Below are 18,196 nucleotides of genomic sequence, written 5' to 3'. Positions count from 1 at the left end.
TGAGGGGAGAACAAGCCAGCTTCATCAAAGCGTTGCTCTGCAGCGAGGCGTCCATGCGTCCAGAGATCTTCAATGCCGGTCTCCGTGTCTTGTCAGCTGCCATCTCCGAGGATGGCGGGAATTGCTGGCAGCGGTCAGCAGCAGTAGTCGCCACTGGGGAGTAATCGCTATACTGCAGGGTTTTAGCCAGTGCTGGAGTCGGCGTTGACGAACCCGCCGCATGATCGTCTCAGTTTTCAAGAGCTCATCTTCCGCTTGGAGCGGTACTGGAGCAGCCGGGGCTGCGTTGTCTTGCAGCCCTACGATATGGAGGTCGGAGCAGGCACCTTTCATCCCGGCACCTTCCTGCGCTCGATCGGTCCAGAGCCCTGGAATGCGGCCTACGTGCAGCCCTCGCGGCGGCCGACCGACGGCCGCTATGGGGAGAATCCGAACCGGCTGCAGCACTATTATCAGTATCAGGTCGTGCTCAAGCCGTCGCCGATCGCGATCCAGGACCTGTACTTGGATTCGTTGCGTGAGCTGGGGATCGACCCGCTCGTGCACGATATACGCTTCGTCGAGGATAACTGGGAATCGCCGACGCTCGGCGCCTGGGGACTCGGCTGGGAGGTGTGGCTGAACGGCATGGAGGTGACCCAGTTCACCTACTTCCAGCAGGTTGGCGGGCTCGAATGCCGTCCGGTCACTGGGGAGATCACCTATGGGCTCGAGCGCATCGCGATGTACCTGCAGGGCGTGGAGAGCGTCTACGACCTCCTGTGGACCGAATCGGGCAATGGTCCAGTCCTCTACGGCGATGTGTTCCTGCAAAACGAGCGCGAGCAGTCCGCCTACAACTTCGAGCTTGCCGATGTCGAGACGCTGTTCGGTCTATTCGACAGCTGCGAGCAGCAGAGTCAGGCCTTGGTCGAGGCCGGCCTTCCGCTGCCGGCCTACGAGCAGGTTCTCAGGGCCTCGCATACCTTCAATCTGCTCGATGCGCGCGGGGCCATCTCGGTCACCGAGCGCCAACGCTTTATCCTGAGGGTCCGGACCCTGGCCCGAGCAGTCGCGGAGGCCTATTACGCAAGCCGCGAGGAGCTCGGATTCCCGATGCGGACGACTGCTGCGGCTCAGCAAGGGGAGGCAGCATGAACGGCGGGGAGCGAGCCGACTTGCTCGTCGAGATCGGCACCGAGGAGTTGCCGCCGGCCGCCCTGGAGAGGCTTGCGCTCGCCTTCCGCGACGGGCTGCTCGCGCGCCTCGACGACGCGCGGCTCGAGCACGGCGCCGCCCGGGTCTATGCGACACCGCGACGGCTGGCTGTGCTCATCGAAGCCGTTGCAAGCGTCCAGCCCGACGAGACCAGCGTTCGCCGCGGACCAGCGGTGCAGGCCGCGTTCGATGCCGATGGTCAGCCGACGAAGGCGGCACTCGGGTTCGCACGGTCGTGCGGCGTCGAGATCGATGCGCTGGGTCGGGAAGAGACCGAGAAGGGCGCCTGGCTTCGGTTCGAGCAGCGGGTCAGCGGAGAACGCGCGATGGCGCTGCTGCCGGCATTGGTCGAGCGGGCGCTTGCTGAGCTGCCGATCCCGAAGCGGATGCGCTGGGGGGCGAGCGATGTCGAGTTCGTGCGACCGGTGCATTGGGTCTTGGGGCTGTTCGGATCGGCGCTCATACCAGGCCGGGTCCTCGGGCTCGAGATCGGGCGGACGACCCGCGGGCATCGCTTTCACGCACCTGAACCGCTGCCGCTGGAGACGCCGGATGACTACCCGGAGGGGCTGCGTCGTGCCTGGGTCGAGCCCGAGCTCGAGGCACGCCGCGCATCGATCCGTCGGCAGGTCGAGGCGCTTGCGGACGAGGCCGGCGGACAGGCCGCAATCGATCCCGATGTACTGGATGAGGTCACCGCGCTCTGCGAATGGCCTCAGGCACTGTTGGGTCGATTCGACCCGGGATTCCTCGAGGTGCCGCCCGAGGTCCTGATCGAGACGATGCAGGCCAATCAGAAATACTTCCCGGTGTTGGATGACACCGGCCGCCTGTTGCCCTGTTTCATCGCCGTCAGCAACATCGAGAGCGCGCAGCCGGATCAGGTGCGCGCCGGTAACGAGCGCGTGATCCGACCCCGATTCGCTGACGCGAAGTTCTTCTGGGAGCAGGATCGGCGCATACCGCTTGGCGAGCGCGTCGACGAGCTCAAGGGGATCGTCTTCCAGCACCGGCTTGGAACCCTGCGCGAGAAAGCGGAACGGATCGCCAGGCTGGCTACTTGGATCGCAGAGCGCACCGACGCCCCAGTCGCTGAGGCCGGGCGCGCTGCTCGGCTCGCGAAGTGCGACCTGGTCACCGCGATGGTCGGTGAGTTCGGCAGCCTCCAGGGGGTCATGGGCCGTTACTATGCCGAGCACGCGGGCGAACCGCCGAGCGTTGCGGCGGCGATCGAACAGCATTATTGGCCGAGACAGGCCGGTGATCGGCTGCCCGATCAGCCGGTGGCCCGAGCGGTCGCGATCGCTGACCGCGTCGACACGCTACTCGGGATCTTCGCGATCGGCGAGCGGCCGACCGGCGTCAAGGACCCCTACGGCCTGCGTCGGGCCGCGATCGGCGTGCTGCGCATCCTGATCGAGACCCCTTTAGACCTGGATCTCCGCAAGCTACTTGGCGAGGCGGCCCAAGGCTATCAGGGTAGTGTGGATGCCAGCGGCTGCATCGACGAGGCCTTCGATTACTGCATCGACCGGCTGAAGCGCTACTACGCGGAAGCCGAGCCCGGGCGTCGTGCTCGGGCCGACGTCGTGGCCTCGGTGCTGGCATTAGGCATCGGCGAGCCCTTCGATATCGACCGCCGTATCCAGGCCGTGGGCCGGTTCCGCAACCGCCCTGAAGCCGCTGCACTCGCTGCTGCGAATAAGCGGACCCGTAACATTCTGCGCAAGGCGCCCCCGGACGCGATCGGCGCCCGGGTGGACCAGGAGCTGTTGCAGGACAGTGCCGAGCAAGGCTTGGTCGAGCAGCTCGAGGCGACGATCGAGCGGCTGGAGCCGTTGCTGGAAGGTCGCGACTACGATGCCGTACTCGGCGCGCTTGCCGGTCTGCGTGACGCGCTCGATCGATTCTTCGACGAGGTGATGGTGATGGCCGATGATCCTCGGATCAGGGGAAATCGGCTCGCGGTCCTGCGGCAGACGGAACAGCTGTTCCTGAACGTAGCGGACCTGTCGCTCCTACAAGAATGACGGTTGCTCGGGCCAGAACGCTCCGGCGCGCCAGTCGGAGTGCCAACCGCGATGCGGCCCCTGCGCCTCAGGGATTCCGGTCCCAGTCTGCTCGGACGACGAACGGACGCTCTGTTGCGGCGCGAGCGACTGGATGAGGGGCGCACCGATGAAGCTCGTGATTCTCGATCGCGATGGGGTCATCAATCAGGATTCGGATGACTACATCAAGTCGATCGCAGAATGGGAGCCGATCTCGGGGAGTCTCGAGGCCATCGCGCGGTTGAGCAATGCCGGTATCATGGTCGCGGTGGCGACCAATCAATCCGCCCTGGCGCGCGGGTTGATCGATCTCGAGGGCTTGAACGCGATCCACCAGACGATCCGGCAGCGCCTGAGCGCAGTCGGCGGTCGCGTCGAGGTCTTCGCCTTCTGCCAGCATGGCCCTGACGATCACTGTGACTGCCGTAAACCGCTTTCAGGACTATTGCACGAGATCCGTTATCGAACCGGCAGCTCCCTGCGCGGCACACCAGTTATCGGCGATTCGGCGCGGGACCTCGAGGCGGCGCTGCAGGTAGGAGCGCGTCCAATCCTGGTCCGCACCGGGAAAGGGCGTCAGACCGAGCAATCGCTTCCAGCCAATCTGATGCACGTACCGGTCTTCGATGATCTGGCGTCGGCAGTGGACAGTTTGCTCGACAAGCCTTAGTCATGTGATGGGCGCTCGACTCCGCGCGCTAGTCTTCGAGGCCGTGCTCTGGGCGAGCGTCGTCGCCTATGGCAGCCTCATCCTCCTACTCGCGCCATTCAGTCAGCGGCCAACGCTCACCGCCATGGGTCAGCATTGGGCGCGGTCGGTGCTCCGAGCCTTGAAGTGGCTCTGTGGAATCGACTATCGAATCCGGGGCGAGGGCTCGCTGTCCGATCTCCGCGGCGTCGTCGTGGTGAGCAATCACCAGTCGGCCTGGGAGACGCTCGCACTGGCGACGATACTGCCGGTGCACCAGACCTGGGTCATGAAAGAGGAGCTGCTTCGGATACCGTTCTTTGGCTGGGCACTCAGGCTGTTCGAGCCGATCGCGATCAAGCGCGCGGATGGGCGGCGCGCGATGAAACAGCTACTCCAGGTCGGCGGTGAGCGGCTCAGACAGGGCCAGTGTGTCGTGATCTTTCCGGAGGGCACCCGCGTTGCGCCCGATGCCCGCAGGCGGTTCGGGATCGGCGGTGCCTTGTTGGCGACGAGCACGGGCACTGAGATCGTTCCGATCGCTCACAACGCCGGGCATTTTTGGCCGCGTCGAGGGCTCGTCAAGCGGGCAGGAACCATTGATGTCGTCATCGGGCCCGCCATCGAGACCGCCGGCCAGAAGGCCGAGGCGATCAACTCGCAGGTCGAACAGTGGATTCGGGCGACGCTGCACTCGCTGCCGGCGCCGACGGTTCGACCCGAGCCGACCACCTCCGCGGCCGGGCGTCGAGGGCCCGGAAGCTGAAACGAGCCGCGGCAACCCGTGCGGCGGCTCGGCTATCGATCAGATATCGATCAGATATCGATGTTCTCGGCATCGAGGGCATTGCGCTCGATGAAATCCCGGCGCGGCTCGACGTGCTCACCCATCAGGGTCGTGAAGATCTGATCAGCGGCGACCGCGTCTTCGATGGTCACCCGAAGCAGCCGGCGGCTGTCCGGGTCCATCGTCGTCTCCCACAGCTGCTCGGGATTCATCTCGCCAAGGCCCTTGTACCGTTGGATGTGATAGCCCCGACGGCCCTCGGCAAGCAGCCAGTCGAACGCCTCACCGAATGACGCGATCTCCCGACTGCGCTCGCCGCGCGTCACACGGGCACCCGGCTTGATCAGTCCATCGAGCTTTTCGGCGAGGGACGCGATACGCCGATAGTCAGCTGAATCGAAGAAGTCGAGCATCACCTCGCGGGTTTCCGGAATCCCGTGAACGAGCCGGATGACGGAGACCGCCGTCGGCTGACCCGAATCACCGGTAACAGGTCTGACACGGTAGTCGATCGCTGGACCCGCCTGCTGACGGAGGCCCGCTTGAAGGTCTTCGGTCCAGGCGGCGAGCTGGTCGGCATCCGCTCGAATCTCAGCGGTCAGACGTGGCATGTTGAGCAGTTCGCTCACAAAGGCGGGGTCATAGCGGGTCGCCATGCGCGCGAGCATCGCACGGAACACCTGGAAATCGGCGATCAGGGCCTCGAGGCCAACTGTGCTGATCGGCGGCACGTCGGGCTCGACATAGAGGGCCGCATTGTCGAGCGCCGAGCGGAGGAGCGAGGCACTCATCTCGGCATCGTCGAGGAGATAGTCTTCTTGCTTGCCGCGTTTGACCTTGTACAGCGGGGGCTGGGCGATGAAGACATGACCGCGATCGACCAGCTCCGGCATCTGACGATAGAAGAAGGTCAGGAGCAGTGTACGGATATGGGCGCCGTCGACATCGGCATCGGTCATGATGATGATCCGATGGTAGCGGAGCTTGTCGGGATCATATTCCTCACGCCCGATGCCGCAGCCGAGGGCGGTGATCAGGGTTCCGACCTCGGCCGATGAGAGCATCTTGTCGAAGCGTGCCTTCTCGACGTTCAGAATCTTGCCCTTGAGAGGCAGGATCGCCTGAAAGGCGCGGTCACGTCCCTGTTTGGCTGAGCCGCCAGCCGAATCACCCTCGACGATGAAGAGCTCCGAGCGGGACGGGTCCTTCTCCTGGCAGTCGGCGAGCTTTCCCGGTAGCCCGGCGACGTCGAGCACGCCTTTGCGGCGGGTCATGTCGCGGGCCTTGCGTGCTGCCTCGCGCGCGCGGGCTGCCTCGAGCATCTTGTTCGCGATGATCTTGGCTTCTGCCGGGTTCTCCTCGAGGAACATATCGAGGTACTGGTTCAGCAGCGCCTCGACGACCGGCTTGACGTCCGAGGAGACGAGCTTGTCTTTGGTCTGCGACGAGAACTTCGGGTCCGGAACCTTCACCGAGACGACCGCCGTCAACCCTTCGCGGGCATCATCGCCGACCGGACGGGTCTTTTGATTGCGGTCGAGCTGCTGGCGCTCGATGTATTGGTTCAGGGTGCGTGTCAGACCAGCGCGAAAGCCGGCGAGATGGGTTCCACCGTCTTTCTGGGGGATATTGTTGGTGTAGCAGAAGATGTTCTCCTGATACGCATCGTTCCATTGCAGTGCGACCTCAGTCACGATCCCGCTACGTTCTGCGGTGAAGTAGAACACGCTCGGATGGATCGGTGACTTGTTCTGGTTGAGGTGCTCAACGAAGGCGCGGATGCCACCCTCGTACTCGAACAGTGATTCGCGATCGGTGCGTTCATCCTTGAGCCGAATCCGCACGCCGGAGTTGAGGAACGACAGCTCCCGCAGCCGCTTCGCCAGTACGTCGTAATGGAATTCGAGGTCCGAGAAGATCGTGTCGGAGGGCTTGAAGTAGACCTCGGTCCCTGTGGTATCGGTCGATCCGCGCTCGGCGAGCGGATAGGACGGGACACCCAGCGCAAACTCCTGCTCGTAGGCCTTCCCGTCCCGGCGGATGCGCAGGCGCAGGTATTCGGATAACGCGTTGACGACCGAGACACCGACGCCGTGAAGACCGCCCGAGACCTTATAGGAGTTGTCGTCGAACTTCCCGCCCGCGTGGAGGACGGTCATGATGACTTCGGCGGCAGACCGATTCTCCTCGGGATGGATATCGACCGGTATGCCCCGCCCGTTGTCGATGACCGAGACGGCACCATCGCTGTGCACGGTGACGAGGATCTCGGTGCAATGGCCGGCCAACGCCTCATCGATGGCGTTGTCCACGACCTCGAAGACCATATGGTGAAGCCCGGTGCCGTCGTCGGTATCACCGATGTACATTCCGGGTCGCTTGCGGACGGCATCGAGGCCTCGGAGGACCTTGATGCTCGAGGAGTCGTAGCTCATACGTTAGGTGATTCTGGGATACGGTCGAATTGAGTCCCGACAGCTGTCGCTGGGGATCAGCGCAGACTAGTGAGGCCCTGGGACCAGGCTCGCCCAATGTCAGCGCAGCTGGGTCAGCCCGGTTGAGATCACGGCCGGCACATGGTTTCGCGAGGAGACTGTACCGGAACCGACTGATTATACCGCGTTAACGGATAGGATTGGCGGTTGATGCAGGATCATTTTTACCTACACTGCGTCTAGTTTGGGATGTGCAATTTTGACCACGCCTGCTGCGGAGAAATGACGTTTCTGTCTCTGGACGCGGTCTAGAAACCGCAGTTGGACGGTCGCCAGGGTACGTCCCGCGTGCCTGATCGGGAATTGGCCAGCGAGGCACAACGAGGCGGAATAGTCAGTCTCTTCCAACGAGTTGTCACAACGCTGGGCGCCGCGCGGGGCGTGCTCTGGTGGTCGTAGCGGCTTACAGCATCCAGGGCATTTTGGTGTTCGGATCACAGAGGTCAGGACACTCGTTCAGGCACAGCGAGCGCGCGGCATCGCTTCGCTTTCCGGGCCTCGCTGATCTTGCCGAGAGAGAGCACCCGACATTGCACCAGGCGCCCGTCAGCCTGGCGGTGACTCGAACGGCGGATGCGGATAGACAGTGTTCCACGTGGAACATCTATCACCCCAACGCCCAACAACCTCTGGAATCGCCCTTGCCGGTGGTTCTGTTGGACTCATCCGTGGTTCCTGAGTGCAGAGTTTACGAGCCGCCGCACGGTCGAATCGTCCCCGCAGCTCGTCTCCGATTTGGATTCGGCCCATCAGCCCGCCCAACAGCCGGGAGTGACGTCCGGCGCGAGCGAGTCCGTTACGGTGTTCGATGGGGTTCTAACCACCGTCATCCCTTCCGATCGCTGTACGTCTTCCATGTTCCACGTGGAACATCTCGCGCTCCGCCGGCGGGTCATCTCCAGGCAACGCCTTTCTCGCAATGAGGTCATGATCATCCGTGCCTAGTGCAGACGGAGTGTGACGAACCGCCGCAGCATCGTATCGCCGCGAAACTTGGATTCCAGTCCTCTGACCGGCCCACAGCTCATCCGGGAAGCGTCCGGTGCGAGCGAGTCCGTTACAGACTTCGACCGGGTTCTATACCCAAACCACGTCAGTCGACGGCAGGGCGTAGCTCCGGATCGGGTAGCGGCAATCGGGGGTGTCGACGGCATGGAAGCCGTCGTCAAGCCTCCAAGGACGGATTCACGGCGTCCCCCGATTGCCGCTGCCCGACCCGGAGCGGGCTCGAAACGCCGAAAACTGATCTGCGATGAGTATAACCACCGTCATTCCTTCCGATCGCTGTACGTCTTCCATGTTCCACGTGGAACATCTCACGCTCCGCCAGCGGGTCGTCTCCAGGCAACGCCTTTCTCGCAATGAGGTCAGGATCATCCGTGCCTTGTGCAGACGGAGTGTGACGAACTGCCGCGGCATCGTATCGCCGCGAGACTCGGATTCCAGTCGCCCGACCAGCTCACCGATCATCCGGGAAGCGTCCGGCGCGAGCGAGTCCGTTACAGACTTCGGCCGGGTTCTAACCACCGTCATTCCTTCCGATCGCTGTACGTCTTCCATGTTCCACGTGGAACATCCACGCTCCGCCAGCGGGTCATCTCCAGGCAACGCCTTTCTCGCAATGAGGCCATGATCATCCGTGCCTTATGCAGACGGAGTGTGACGAACCGCCGCCCAGCCGGGAACTACGTCCGGTGCGAGCAAATCCATTCCAGGCCTCAACCGTGTTCTATACCCATCGCAAACCGGTTTTCGGCTTTCCTCGACCGCTCCGGGGCGCGTCACGGCGCTGGGGGCAGTGATGGAGGGACACCGTGAATCCCTCCCTGGCGGCTTGACGACGGCCTCCATGCCATCGACACCCCCGCTCGCCGTCACCCGACCCTCCGCTCTGCCGTGCCGAGCATTGACGTGCTTTGGGTATAACCACCGTCATCCCCCTCGGAGCGCTGTATGTCTTGCATGTTCCACGTGGAACATCCCACGCTCCACCAGCGGATCATCCCCAGGCAACGCCCTTCTCAGCAACGGGACCACGATTATCCGCGCCCTGTACGGACCCAGGGCCACGCGACACCGCAACCTCGAATCGCCGCGAAGCTCGCATTCCAAATCCGCCGGACAGCCGACCGAACCGACATCGCACCCGATGTCACCAGGGCTGCAACAGGTTTCAGCAGTGTCCTAACGTCCATCGTGCTCACCTGAGTCTTAGGAAGTTCGATCAAAACGCCCGCTTGATTTGCGCGGATATCTGATCTCGCGAATCGCGGAAGTCATTCCGTTAGGGCTTCTCAACGGGCATCGCCTCTGCTGGTTGATGAATGCTGGCGCCGAACGCGAGGACTGCGCCAGGAGGGGCGCCGGGCTGCGCTCGGCGGGGGACGCCGTGAATCCGTCCTTGGAGGCTTGACGATGGCATCCTTGCCATCGACACCCCCGCCGAGCGCAGCCAGACACCCCTCCTTCACCCTTGGAGCCAGCACTTTCGCCCAGCGTCGCGGGGGCTGGTCGTGCAGGGTCATCCGATCTCTCCGCCACGCGGCCATCGGGTGCTGACGATGCCAGCATCAGATGTCTTGGCTGGCGTCCCCTGGACGAGCGTTACTGACATAACGGCTGCCAGCGTTCCATGCTCCAGAGGGGCGCGCCGCCATGCTCGGTATCGGCGCGCGATGCGCTCTGGCGGCGCGAGCAAAGGTTACTCTACCGACTCGTATGACCCGGACACCAACATGCCCAGGGACACTGGAAATCGGGGCATCCGCTGCCTGGATTCGGGCTCGCGCGCCGATAAGCCGAGCCGCCCCATATTGGTCGGCAATTTCGTTCCGGGTAGCTGGTTGGCTGATCACCGCTGAGACACGGGCAGCCTAGACGCGCCGAAGGACCCATGGACTGTGGGATCACAGTGTCCGGCAACCGTTACGCGGGGCGATCGTCGACCCAACTGTGCGAGATTGAGGGTAATGGCGATGAGTAGAGCGGACCGAAAGGGGCGCCCGGGGGCGCGGATGCCTGTTAACAACCTGGCTGCTGGCTTTAGTACCAGTGCTTGGCTGCAGTGAGCCATCCGGACCCGTCGAGCCGACTGGCGATGTGCCTGAGGCCGAAGGCTGGCGGATAGAGACGATCATCATCGGCCTGCGTGATCCCTCGGGCATTGCGTGGCTGCCGGATGGCTCGGCGCTGGTAACGGAGCGGCCGGGACGGCTGCGCCTGATCGATGACGTCTTCGGCGCGGCGCGGCTCGATCCGACTCCGATCGGCGGCATTCCCGAGGTCTGCGCCTGCGGCCAGGGTGGCCTGCTCGATATCGCCCTGGATCCAGACTTCGATGCGAACCAGCTGGTCTATCTGACTTTGCCGAGGGGACGAAGGAGGCGAACCGGACGGCCCTGGCGCGCGGGCGGCTTCGGAGAAGACCCAGGCGCCGGGCGTGACCCAGCCGAAGGTGGTCTGGACGCCGTCGATCGCGCCGAGCGGGATGGCCTTCTAGACGGGCGACGATTTCCCCGCGTGGCGAGGCGATCTGATCAGCGGCGCGCTCGCGTTCAAGCAGTTGCGTCGCAGCGTGCTCGATGGCACCCCGGTCGTCGATGACCAGAAGCTCAGCATCGGTCAGCGCGTGCACGTGGTCCGGCAAGGACCCGATGGCGGACTCTACATGCTAATCGACGCGCCGAAATGGGGGTTGATTCCGATGTATCCCCAGCAATTCAGTCGAACAGACGGCAGGTTATCCTCTGCTTGCCCAGCAAGCCACTGCGCTTGGGCCTCATCGCCTGGGGTCACTCGCCGTGTCGCCCGCAAGCGGGCACCTACGGACTTCAGCCGCTGTGGTTCGTAGGAGCCCGCTTGCGGGCGACAGGCCGGTTTCGGCAACCCCCGGGTTAATCATCGTAGCGACGGCCAAATTGTGGGGAGACCTCAGGGGTTGATCCGGATTGTGCCGACGGGCGCGCGGGCTGGTTGAGGACGTGCGTCCTGAGAAGCCCTCGCAGAATGACTGCTGCGGCCGCTGACATCATGAGCTTGTGCAGTCAAACGGCCGCGTTGATCGGGGCTTTCAGTCTTCCCTGTTCCACGTGGAACATCTGATCCTCCGCACACCGGCCATCGCGAAGCGCCGCCTTTCCGGGCAATGACGTCACAAGCATCTGCCGCCCATGCTGACGCAGCATCTCGAGCAGGCGCACTACCCAATCTGCGCCGAGCTCGGCTTCAATATCATCCACCAGCCACACCGAACCCGCTCCCGTCGCCTCGGAGACGGCCTGGTCGGCTGCAAGCTGCAACAGGATTCCAGCCACCTTCCCTTGACCCCGCGATCCCGCCCACCGCGACCCGTCCGATCGCAATGCGAAGTCACACCTTGACGCACCTAGATAGGTAAATCCGCGTTCCCGATCCGCATCGCGCATCGCCTCGAGCTTCGTAAGAATCGCTAACGCGTCCGCATCCGGCCCTTCCCACTCCACGCTGAGGTCCTCGAACCAGCCGGTTCCCCGCGCCAACCGCTGAAGCCCTTCGTCCAACCGGGCAAGCATGCCAAGCCGCCTTTCGAGCAACTCCGCCAGGGTGTCCGCATAGGCTCGATCCCACATCGCCCTGCCCCGCCCCCCCGCACGCAGCCACGCGTTGCGTTGTGCCGCCGCGCGCCGAAACCGACTGAACACCTGCACGGCATCCTGTTCCGACAAACCAAGATTCCAATCCAAGAACCGGCGCCGCAGCGATGGCTCGCCTTCCACCAACGCGTGGGTTGCCTCGCAAATCAACCGCACTGGCAACTGGAATTCCGATACCGGCGGCTCTCGCTCCGCTCCGCCACGGACCCCGATCGACCATTCGATCGTGCGCCTCAGGCCTGCTCGCTCAACCAGCCCCTCCACTCGAGCGCCGGTTGCGCCGCGCATCACCAATGGACCGTGACGCTTGCCTCGAAAGCTTCGCCCGCGGCTAAGGCAGTAGATCGCCTCGAGCAAGGCCGTCTTGCCCGAGGCATTCGCGCCAACCAGCCAACTCACCCCAGAGCCCGGAGCGAACTCGATATCGGCCAGATTCCGGAAGCGCCGAATCCGAAGCCGCTCGATCAATGCCAAACCCGATCGCTCAGGATCGAACCCCTCGCGCCCCGCTATAGACGCATTGGCATGATCACGAAGACCTCATCCTCGGCGCCAACGCCGCGCCACACCGCACTGCTCTCCGCATTCCGGAATTCGATCGCTACCTCCGATCCATCCACCGCACCGAGCACGTCGAGCACATAGGCCACGTTGAAACCAACCGAGACCCGTTCCCCCGAGTAGTCCAGCTCGAGCTCGTCTTCGGCCTCTTCCTTTTCAGGGTTCTGCGTCTGCAGCGCGAGTCGTCCCTCATCGAAGGTCACCCGCACACCCTTGTACTTCTCGTTCGACAAGATCGCCGTGCGCTGCAACGCCCCCCGTAAACGCTCTTTGTCGACCTTCGCTTCACGTTCCAGACCGGTCGGGATGACACGGCTATATTCCGGATATTGGCCTTCTACCAACTTGGAGACCATTACCGTTTCGCCCAGCTCCACGCGCAGCGTGCGGTCGGACAGTTCGAGCCGCACCCTCTCCGATGCTGACCCAAGCAACCTCCGCAGTTCGGTGACCGTCTTCGACGGGATGATCACCTGATACGGATCGGACTCCCCCGTTGTCGAGAGCTCCTCCGCAGCACCGACCACCTTCGCCAACCGATGCCCATCGGTCGCGACGGCCACGATCCGCCCACCCCCCAGCTCGAGCAGCACACCATTGAGGTAGTACCGCACATCCTGATGCGCCATCGCGAAGGCGGTCTTGTCGAGCAACCGCCGCAACAGCTCCCGATCGAGGTCCAACCTCACCTGTGCTTCCGGTACCTCCATCGAAGGAAAATCACCGGCCGCGAGCGTGCTCAATGTGAAGCGACTGCGGTTGCAGACCAGACTGGCCCGGTCGTCCTGTGACTTGATCTCGATCCGGCCGTCCTCGGGCAGGCTCCGGACGATATCGATCAGCTTGCGCGCTGGTAAGGTCACCGCACCGCCCTCTTGCACATCCGCCGCTGCGCGCGTGCTGATCTCGATCTCCAGATCGCTTCCTCGTAGTCGAACGCCGTCCTCTTCAGCCACCAGCAGCAGATTCCCCAAAATCGGTAATGTTTGCCGCCGTTCCACGACGCCTCCGACCACCGCCAGTGCCGGCAGCAGCACGCTACGTTCGACCAAAATCTTCATCAGCCTATTACTCTCATCTTGAACATTAAGAATAGTCGTAGTGATAAGGTCCGTGGATAAGCCGCCCTCATGCCTTAACCCAATGATTTTTTACCGTTTACGGGCCTAACGAACCGGGGGCGGAGCGGGCCGGTTTGATGTCGATGACCTGTGGATAGCTTTCCGCTGCGAATCCATCCACCGGTTGTCCACAGCTAGCTCTGCAGCGTCCTTAACAGGATCTTATAGTCCTCTTCGATCAGCGTATCGCTGGCTCGCAGCTCAGCGATCTTGCGGGCGGCATGGATCACGGTGCTATGGTCGCGCCCACCGAACGCCTTACCGATCTCGGGCAGGCTGTGCTTCGTCAGCTCCTTCGCCAGACTCATCGCCACCTGCCGCGGGCGTGCAATGGACCGTGAACGACTCGCCGAGAGCAGATCGTTGACGCGAATCTTGTAGTGCGCAGCGACGGCCTTCTGGATGTTCTCGATCGAGACCTGCTTGTCCTGGGCGACGAGCATGTCGCGCAGTGCATCCTTCGCGAAGTCGACACTGATCGGGACACCGAGAAATCGTGAGTTCGCCGCGAGCCTCCGTAAAGCGCCTTCGAGCTCGCGAATGTTCGAGCGCACCCGCTTGGCGACGAAGAACGCGACCTCATCCGGTAGCTCGGTGCCGAGCAGCGTCGCCTTGCTGTGCAGGATCGCCACCCGGGTCTCCAGATCCGGCGGCTCGATCGCGACCGTCAAGCCCCAGCCGAATCTTGACCGCAGCCGCTCTTCGAGACCGCTCACCTCCTTCGGGAAACGGTCGCTCGAGAGGACGATCTGTTGCTGGGCCTCGAACAGGGCGTTGAAGGTGTGGAAGAACTCCTCTTGGGAGCGGTCCTTGCCGGCGAAGAATTGCACATCATCGATCAGAAGCACATTGACCCGGCGGTAGCGCTTCTTGAACCGATCGATCTCGTTGTGCTGCAGCGCCCGGATCATGTCGGAGACGAAGCGTTCCGAATGGACATAGATGACCCGTGCCTCCTGATTCGCATCCAGGATCGAGTTCCCGATCGCGTGCATCAGATGTGTCTTACCGAGCCCCACGCCGCCGTAGACGAACAGCGGGTTGTACGCTGTACCGGGGTTCTGGCCGATCTGAATCGACGCGGCGCGCGCGATCTGGTTGGACTTGCCCTCGACGAAGGTCTCGAAATTGAAGCTTCGGTTCAGGCCCGATTCCGACCGGCGTTGCTCGAGGTCGCCCTGCGCCCCGGCTGAGCCCGCTCGATCTGCCGTTGTCCCATCGCCGCTGCCTTGCTCGGCGCGTCGCGAGGTCCCGATCTCGAAGCTCACATGCTCGATCCGCCCCTCGCTGACGCCGATGCACAGGGACGCAATCCGCTGCTCATAGTGTTGCTTCACCCAGTCCTTGACGAAACGGTTCGGGGCGAACAGCCGCAAACGGCTACCCTCTTCGCTGGCCTGCAGCGGCATGATCCAGGTGTTGAACTCGGAGTCGCTGAGGTCTTGCTTCAGTAGACTGGTGCACTGGTTCCAGAGCTTCGGCATTGGCCGATCACCTCGGTTGGTCGTGTCGGTGGGTCTGATGCGCGGGCGGTACGGGGCAGGCCTGCCCGACCCAAGCCAATGGCGCAAGCGAGTGGCGCTTGCGCGTCGAGGGCTCCGGGCTGGGTATGACGTAGAGGGTTCACGCGCGCCGAAACCTTCCAGTCTAGACCGACAACGACCACTTATCCACAGCCGTGGAACAGCGGCTCATTGCTGAAGATTGACCCGATGCATTGACCCCGTTATCCCTACCTATGTAAGATGCGCGGTCTTGCTTCCTGGGTTCGCCCGGCCTGTTGTCTACTGCCGATGACGAGCGCCCGCCGAGTCGCGCAAGACCCTGTTCGCTGCCCTTTCTAGGCGCGCAACCAGTCTCGGTCGCAACCCGCCCTTTGCACCGTCTCAGCACCGCTCCGACGGGCACCCGAATCCGACTAACGACCGTTCGATCCGGCTACCGGGTCACACTCGTGGAGACATGCTCGTGAAACAGACTTTCAAGCCCAGCCGACTGAAGCGCGCCCGAGCCCACGGCTTCCGTGCACGCAGTGCGACCCGTAACGGCCGTAAGGTCTTACAGGCGCGTCGCGCCAAAGGGCGCGCCCGGCTGACGTCCTAAGCGTTGCCGAACCACTCGCGGCAGCGACCAGACCGTCACGATGATCACGCGCTGGGCTCGCCGTCCGCGTCGCGTTTCGCGCTGCCGCGCTCTGCGCGTCTGCTGCATTCCTCCGAATTCAACCGCGTCTTTGAATCGCCCACCCGATCTGCGGACCGCTACTTCACCGTCCTCGCTCGCCCTCAGGCTCCCTCGAATCGGGATCGAAACCGCATCGGTTCGACGAGGCGCCCAAGACTGGGCCTCGCGATCTCGAAACGCTGTGCCGCGCGGTCGGTTGCCCGTAACCGGATCAAGCGGGTGATTCGGGAGAGCTTCCGGCACGTGCGCGACCGCTTGCCTGGGGTCGATGTCGTGGTATTGTGCCGCCGCGCCGCCACGAGCGCCGACAACCCGTCGCTGCGCGCCTCATTGGACGCACACTGGAAACGCATCTGCCGATGACTGCACGACGTCTGGTCCGGCTGCTGTTGCGGGCCTACCAGCTGTTTCTCAGCCCGCTGCTCGGTCAGCATTGCCGCTTCTATCCAAGCTGTTCTCAATATGCGATCGAGGCGGTGGAACAGCATGGCGTGCTGCGCGGCTCCTGGCTTGGGCTCAAGCGGCTGCTGCGTTGTCATCCATGGCATCCCGGCGGAGTGGATCCCGTGCCGCCGGCAACCTCGGCCGCTCCTTGCGGCTGCGATTCCCGGTCACAGTCTTCCGATTAACCCTTAGCGCAAGTCGTCTGCCGTCATGGAAAACATGCGCCTGATCCTGATCCTCGCGCTCGCCTTCGTCCTGTTCCTGATCTACCAGGCATGGGTCGAGGATTACGGGACACCTCCGGTCATCGACTCGCCCACCGGTGCTGAGTCGTCCCCGCCGGCCTCCCCAGGGTCATCGGACCGATCTGCGGACACGCCGGACGCTCCGGCGGTGGCTGCGCCGACGCTTGACGCGGCCGCTCCCGATCAATCGCCGACCTCGGCGGTTTCTGCCGCAGGCTCGATTGTGGTCGAGACGGACGTGCTCCGTGCCGAGATCTCACCGCGCGGCGGCACGATCCAGAGCCTGGAACTGCTCAACTATCGCCAGGATGCCGATGATCCAACGACGCCCCTTCAGCTACTGAAGCCGGCGCCGCCGAATATGTTCATCGTTCAGTCCGGGCTGCTCGGTGGTCCGAATAGCGATCTGCCGACTCACGATGCAATCTTCTCAGCCGCCCGAGACCGCTACCGCCTCGGCGATGACGAGGACGCCTTAACGGTCGAGCTGACCTGGCAGAACGAGGCCGGCCTCGAGGTCATCAAGCGCTATCGTTTCGAGCGGGGCCGGTACCTGGTCCATGCCAGTCAAGAACTCATCAACGGAAGCGAAACGCCGATCTCCGCGCGTGACTATCAGCAGCTGCAGCGAACCGAGCTCTACGACCCGGGCAAGTCCAGCTTCATCCATACCTACACGGGCGGCGTCTACTACGGGCCGGAGGTCAAGTACAAGAAGGAGTCCTTCGATGAGATGTCGAAGCGCCCGCTCGATGTGACCGTCGCGGACGGCTGGGTCGCGATGATCCAGCACTACTTCATGGCCGCGTGGATCCCTCCCGCCGGCGTCGAAGAGACCTTCTATACGAAGGTCGTCGGCGGCGACAGCCGTTACATCATCGGGACCTATTCGCCGGCCGTCGCCATCCCGGCCGGTGCGAGCCACCGCTTCGAGAGCCGCCTCTTTGCCGGCCCGAAGCTCCAAGATCGGTTGGCTGAGATCGCCCCCGGCCTCGAGCTGGCGGTCGACTACGGTTGGCTCACGATCCTGGCCGAGCCGATCTTCTGGCTGCTGAGCCTGATTCACTCGGTCGTCGGCAACTGGGGCTGGGCCATCATTATCCTGACGATCCTGATCAAGGCGGCGTTCTACAAGCTCTCCGAGACTAGCTATAAGTCCATGGCCAATATGCGCAAGATGACACCGCGCATCCAGGCCCTGAAGGACCGTTATGGCGACGACAAGGAGAAGCTGAACCAGGCCTTCATGGAGCTCTATAAGAAGGAAAAGATCAATCCGCTCGGTGGCTGTCTGCCCATCCTGGTCCAGATCCCGGTCTTCATCGCGCTCTACTGGGTGCTGTTGGAAAGCGTGGAGCTGCGTCACGCGCCCTTTATCCTCTGGCTCGATAACCTCACTGAGCCCGATCCGTTCTATGTGCTGCCGCTGATCATGGGTGTCTCGATGTTCGTGCAGCAGAAGCTGAACCCGCCGCCGCCGGACCCGATGCAGGCCAAGATCTTCATGGCCCTGCCGTTCGTGTTCACGGTGTTCTTCGCCTTCTTCCCTGCGGGTCTCGTGCTCTACTGGACGGTCAACAATCTGCTCTCGATCACCCAGCAGTGGTACATCACGCGTAAGGTCGAGAAGGCAGCGGCACAGGGTGGTGGAAGCACGAAGAAGGCCCGCTGACGCGACGACCATCTGCGTCCGACGCGGATGGGGTGATGCCACACCCTGGATGCTGACTCCCGCGTGGCTGATCACAACAACCCGATCGGCTTGCCGTCGAGGGCCGTGCCGGCCCATGGC

14 protein-coding genes are annotated in these 18,196 nt (G+C 63.2%); 10 read left to right on the top strand and 4 right to left on the bottom strand.

The window, feature by feature from the left end; translation table 11 throughout:
• Window positions 1-204: 204 nt before the first annotated feature.
• From glyQ to CKO40_RS10205, 4 genes are all read left to right on the top strand, one after another.
• The gene (gene glyQ, locus CKO40_RS10220) at window positions 205-1,137 is read left to right on the top strand and encodes a glycine--tRNA ligase subunit alpha (protein ID WP_200346102.1); all 933 of its coding nucleotides are present in this window, start codon (window positions 205-207) and stop codon (window positions 1,135-1,137) included.
• Window positions 1,134-3,227 carry a glycine--tRNA ligase subunit beta gene (gene glyS, locus CKO40_RS10215; RefSeq protein WP_200346101.1) on the top strand — a complete coding sequence of 698 codons (2,094 nt, stop codon included), beginning with the start codon at window positions 1,134-1,136 and terminating at the stop codon, window positions 3,225-3,227. Before glyQ ends, glyS begins: the two co-directional genes overlap by 4 nt.
• Before the next feature lie 148 nt (window positions 3,228-3,375).
• On the top strand, window positions 3,376-3,918 hold the full coding sequence (gene gmhB / locus CKO40_RS10210; RefSeq protein WP_200346100.1) for a D-glycero-beta-D-manno-heptose 1,7-bisphosphate 7-phosphatase: 543 nt from the start codon (window positions 3,376-3,378) through the stop codon (window positions 3,916-3,918).
• Window positions 3,919-3,925: 7 nt separating this feature from the next.
• Window positions 3,926-4,702 carry a lysophospholipid acyltransferase family protein gene (locus tag CKO40_RS10205; protein ID WP_200346099.1) on the top strand — a complete coding sequence of 259 codons (777 nt, stop codon included), beginning with the start codon at window positions 3,926-3,928 and terminating at the stop codon, window positions 4,700-4,702.
• Between the two features lie 50 nt (window positions 4,703-4,752).
• On the opposite strand, the gene gyrB is transcribed toward CKO40_RS10205, so the two are convergent.
• The gene (gyrB, locus tag CKO40_RS10200) at window positions 4,753-7,158 is read right to left on the bottom strand and encodes a DNA topoisomerase (ATP-hydrolyzing) subunit B (protein WP_200346098.1); all 2,406 of its coding nucleotides are present in this window, start codon (window positions 7,156-7,158) and stop codon (window positions 4,753-4,755) included.
• A gap of 3,159 nt (window positions 7,159-10,317) precedes the next feature.
• On the opposite strand from gyrB, the gene CKO40_RS25600 reads away from it, so the two are divergent.
• Window positions 10,318-10,821 carry a PQQ-dependent sugar dehydrogenase gene (locus tag CKO40_RS25600; protein ID WP_476702800.1) on the top strand — a complete coding sequence of 168 codons (504 nt, stop codon included), beginning with the start codon at window positions 10,318-10,320 and terminating at the stop codon, window positions 10,819-10,821.
• Entirely contained in the window at window positions 10,751-11,068 is a 318-nt protein-coding gene (locus CKO40_RS24295) for a PQQ-dependent sugar dehydrogenase (RefSeq protein WP_476702801.1), read from the top strand. Before CKO40_RS25600 ends, CKO40_RS24295 begins: the two co-directional genes overlap by 71 nt.
• A gap of 193 nt (window positions 11,069-11,261) precedes the next feature.
• On the opposite strand, the gene recF is transcribed toward CKO40_RS24295, so the two are convergent.
• From recF to dnaA, 3 genes are all read right to left on the bottom strand, one after another.
• Window positions 11,262-12,323, bottom strand: a complete 1,062-nt coding sequence (gene recF, locus CKO40_RS10190; RefSeq protein ID WP_200346097.1) for a DNA replication/repair protein RecF — start codon at window positions 12,321-12,323, stop codon at window positions 11,262-11,264.
• A gap of 35 nt (window positions 12,324-12,358) precedes the next feature.
• Window positions 12,359-13,471: a DNA polymerase III subunit beta gene (dnaN, locus tag CKO40_RS10185; protein WP_200346096.1), complete on the bottom strand. Its 1,113-nt coding sequence runs from the start codon at window positions 13,469-13,471 to the stop codon at window positions 12,359-12,361.
• 194 nt (window positions 13,472-13,665) lie between these two features.
• The gene (gene dnaA / locus CKO40_RS10180; protein WP_200346095.1) at window positions 13,666-15,015 is read right to left on the bottom strand and encodes a chromosomal replication initiator protein DnaA; all 1,350 of its coding nucleotides are present in this window, start codon (window positions 15,013-15,015) and stop codon (window positions 13,666-13,668) included.
• A gap of 484 nt (window positions 15,016-15,499) precedes the next feature.
• On the opposite strand from dnaA, the gene rpmH reads away from it, so the two are divergent.
• Genes rpmH through yidC form a run of 4 tightly spaced genes read left to right on the top strand, consistent with a single transcriptional unit; the run spans window position 15,500 to window position 18,076 of the window.
• The gene (gene rpmH / locus CKO40_RS10175) at window positions 15,500-15,634 is read left to right on the top strand and encodes a 50S ribosomal protein L34 (protein ID WP_200346094.1); all 135 of its coding nucleotides are present in this window, start codon (window positions 15,500-15,502) and stop codon (window positions 15,632-15,634) included.
• Window positions 15,635-15,637: 3 nt separating this feature from the next.
• The gene (gene rnpA / locus CKO40_RS10170) at window positions 15,638-16,078 is read left to right on the top strand and encodes a ribonuclease P protein component (RefSeq protein ID WP_242476948.1); all 441 of its coding nucleotides are present in this window, start codon (window positions 15,638-15,640) and stop codon (window positions 16,076-16,078) included.
• On the top strand, window positions 16,075-16,344 hold the full coding sequence (gene yidD, locus CKO40_RS10165; RefSeq protein WP_200346093.1) for a membrane protein insertion efficiency factor YidD: 270 nt from the start codon (window positions 16,075-16,077) through the stop codon (window positions 16,342-16,344). The genes rnpA and yidD overlap by 4 nt, the downstream gene beginning before the upstream one ends.
• A gap of 25 nt (window positions 16,345-16,369) precedes the next feature.
• On the top strand, window positions 16,370-18,076 hold the full coding sequence (yidC, locus tag CKO40_RS10160) for a membrane protein insertase YidC (RefSeq protein ID WP_200346092.1): 1,707 nt from the start codon (window positions 16,370-16,372) through the stop codon (window positions 18,074-18,076).
• Window positions 18,077-18,196 lie beyond the last annotated feature (120 nt).

Source organism: Halochromatium glycolicum, assembly GCF_016584085.1.
Taxonomy (GTDB): Bacteria; Pseudomonadota; Gammaproteobacteria; order Chromatiales; family Chromatiaceae; genus Lamprobacter; species Lamprobacter glycolicus.
This window is presented reverse-complemented; position numbering and strand designations above follow the sequence as displayed.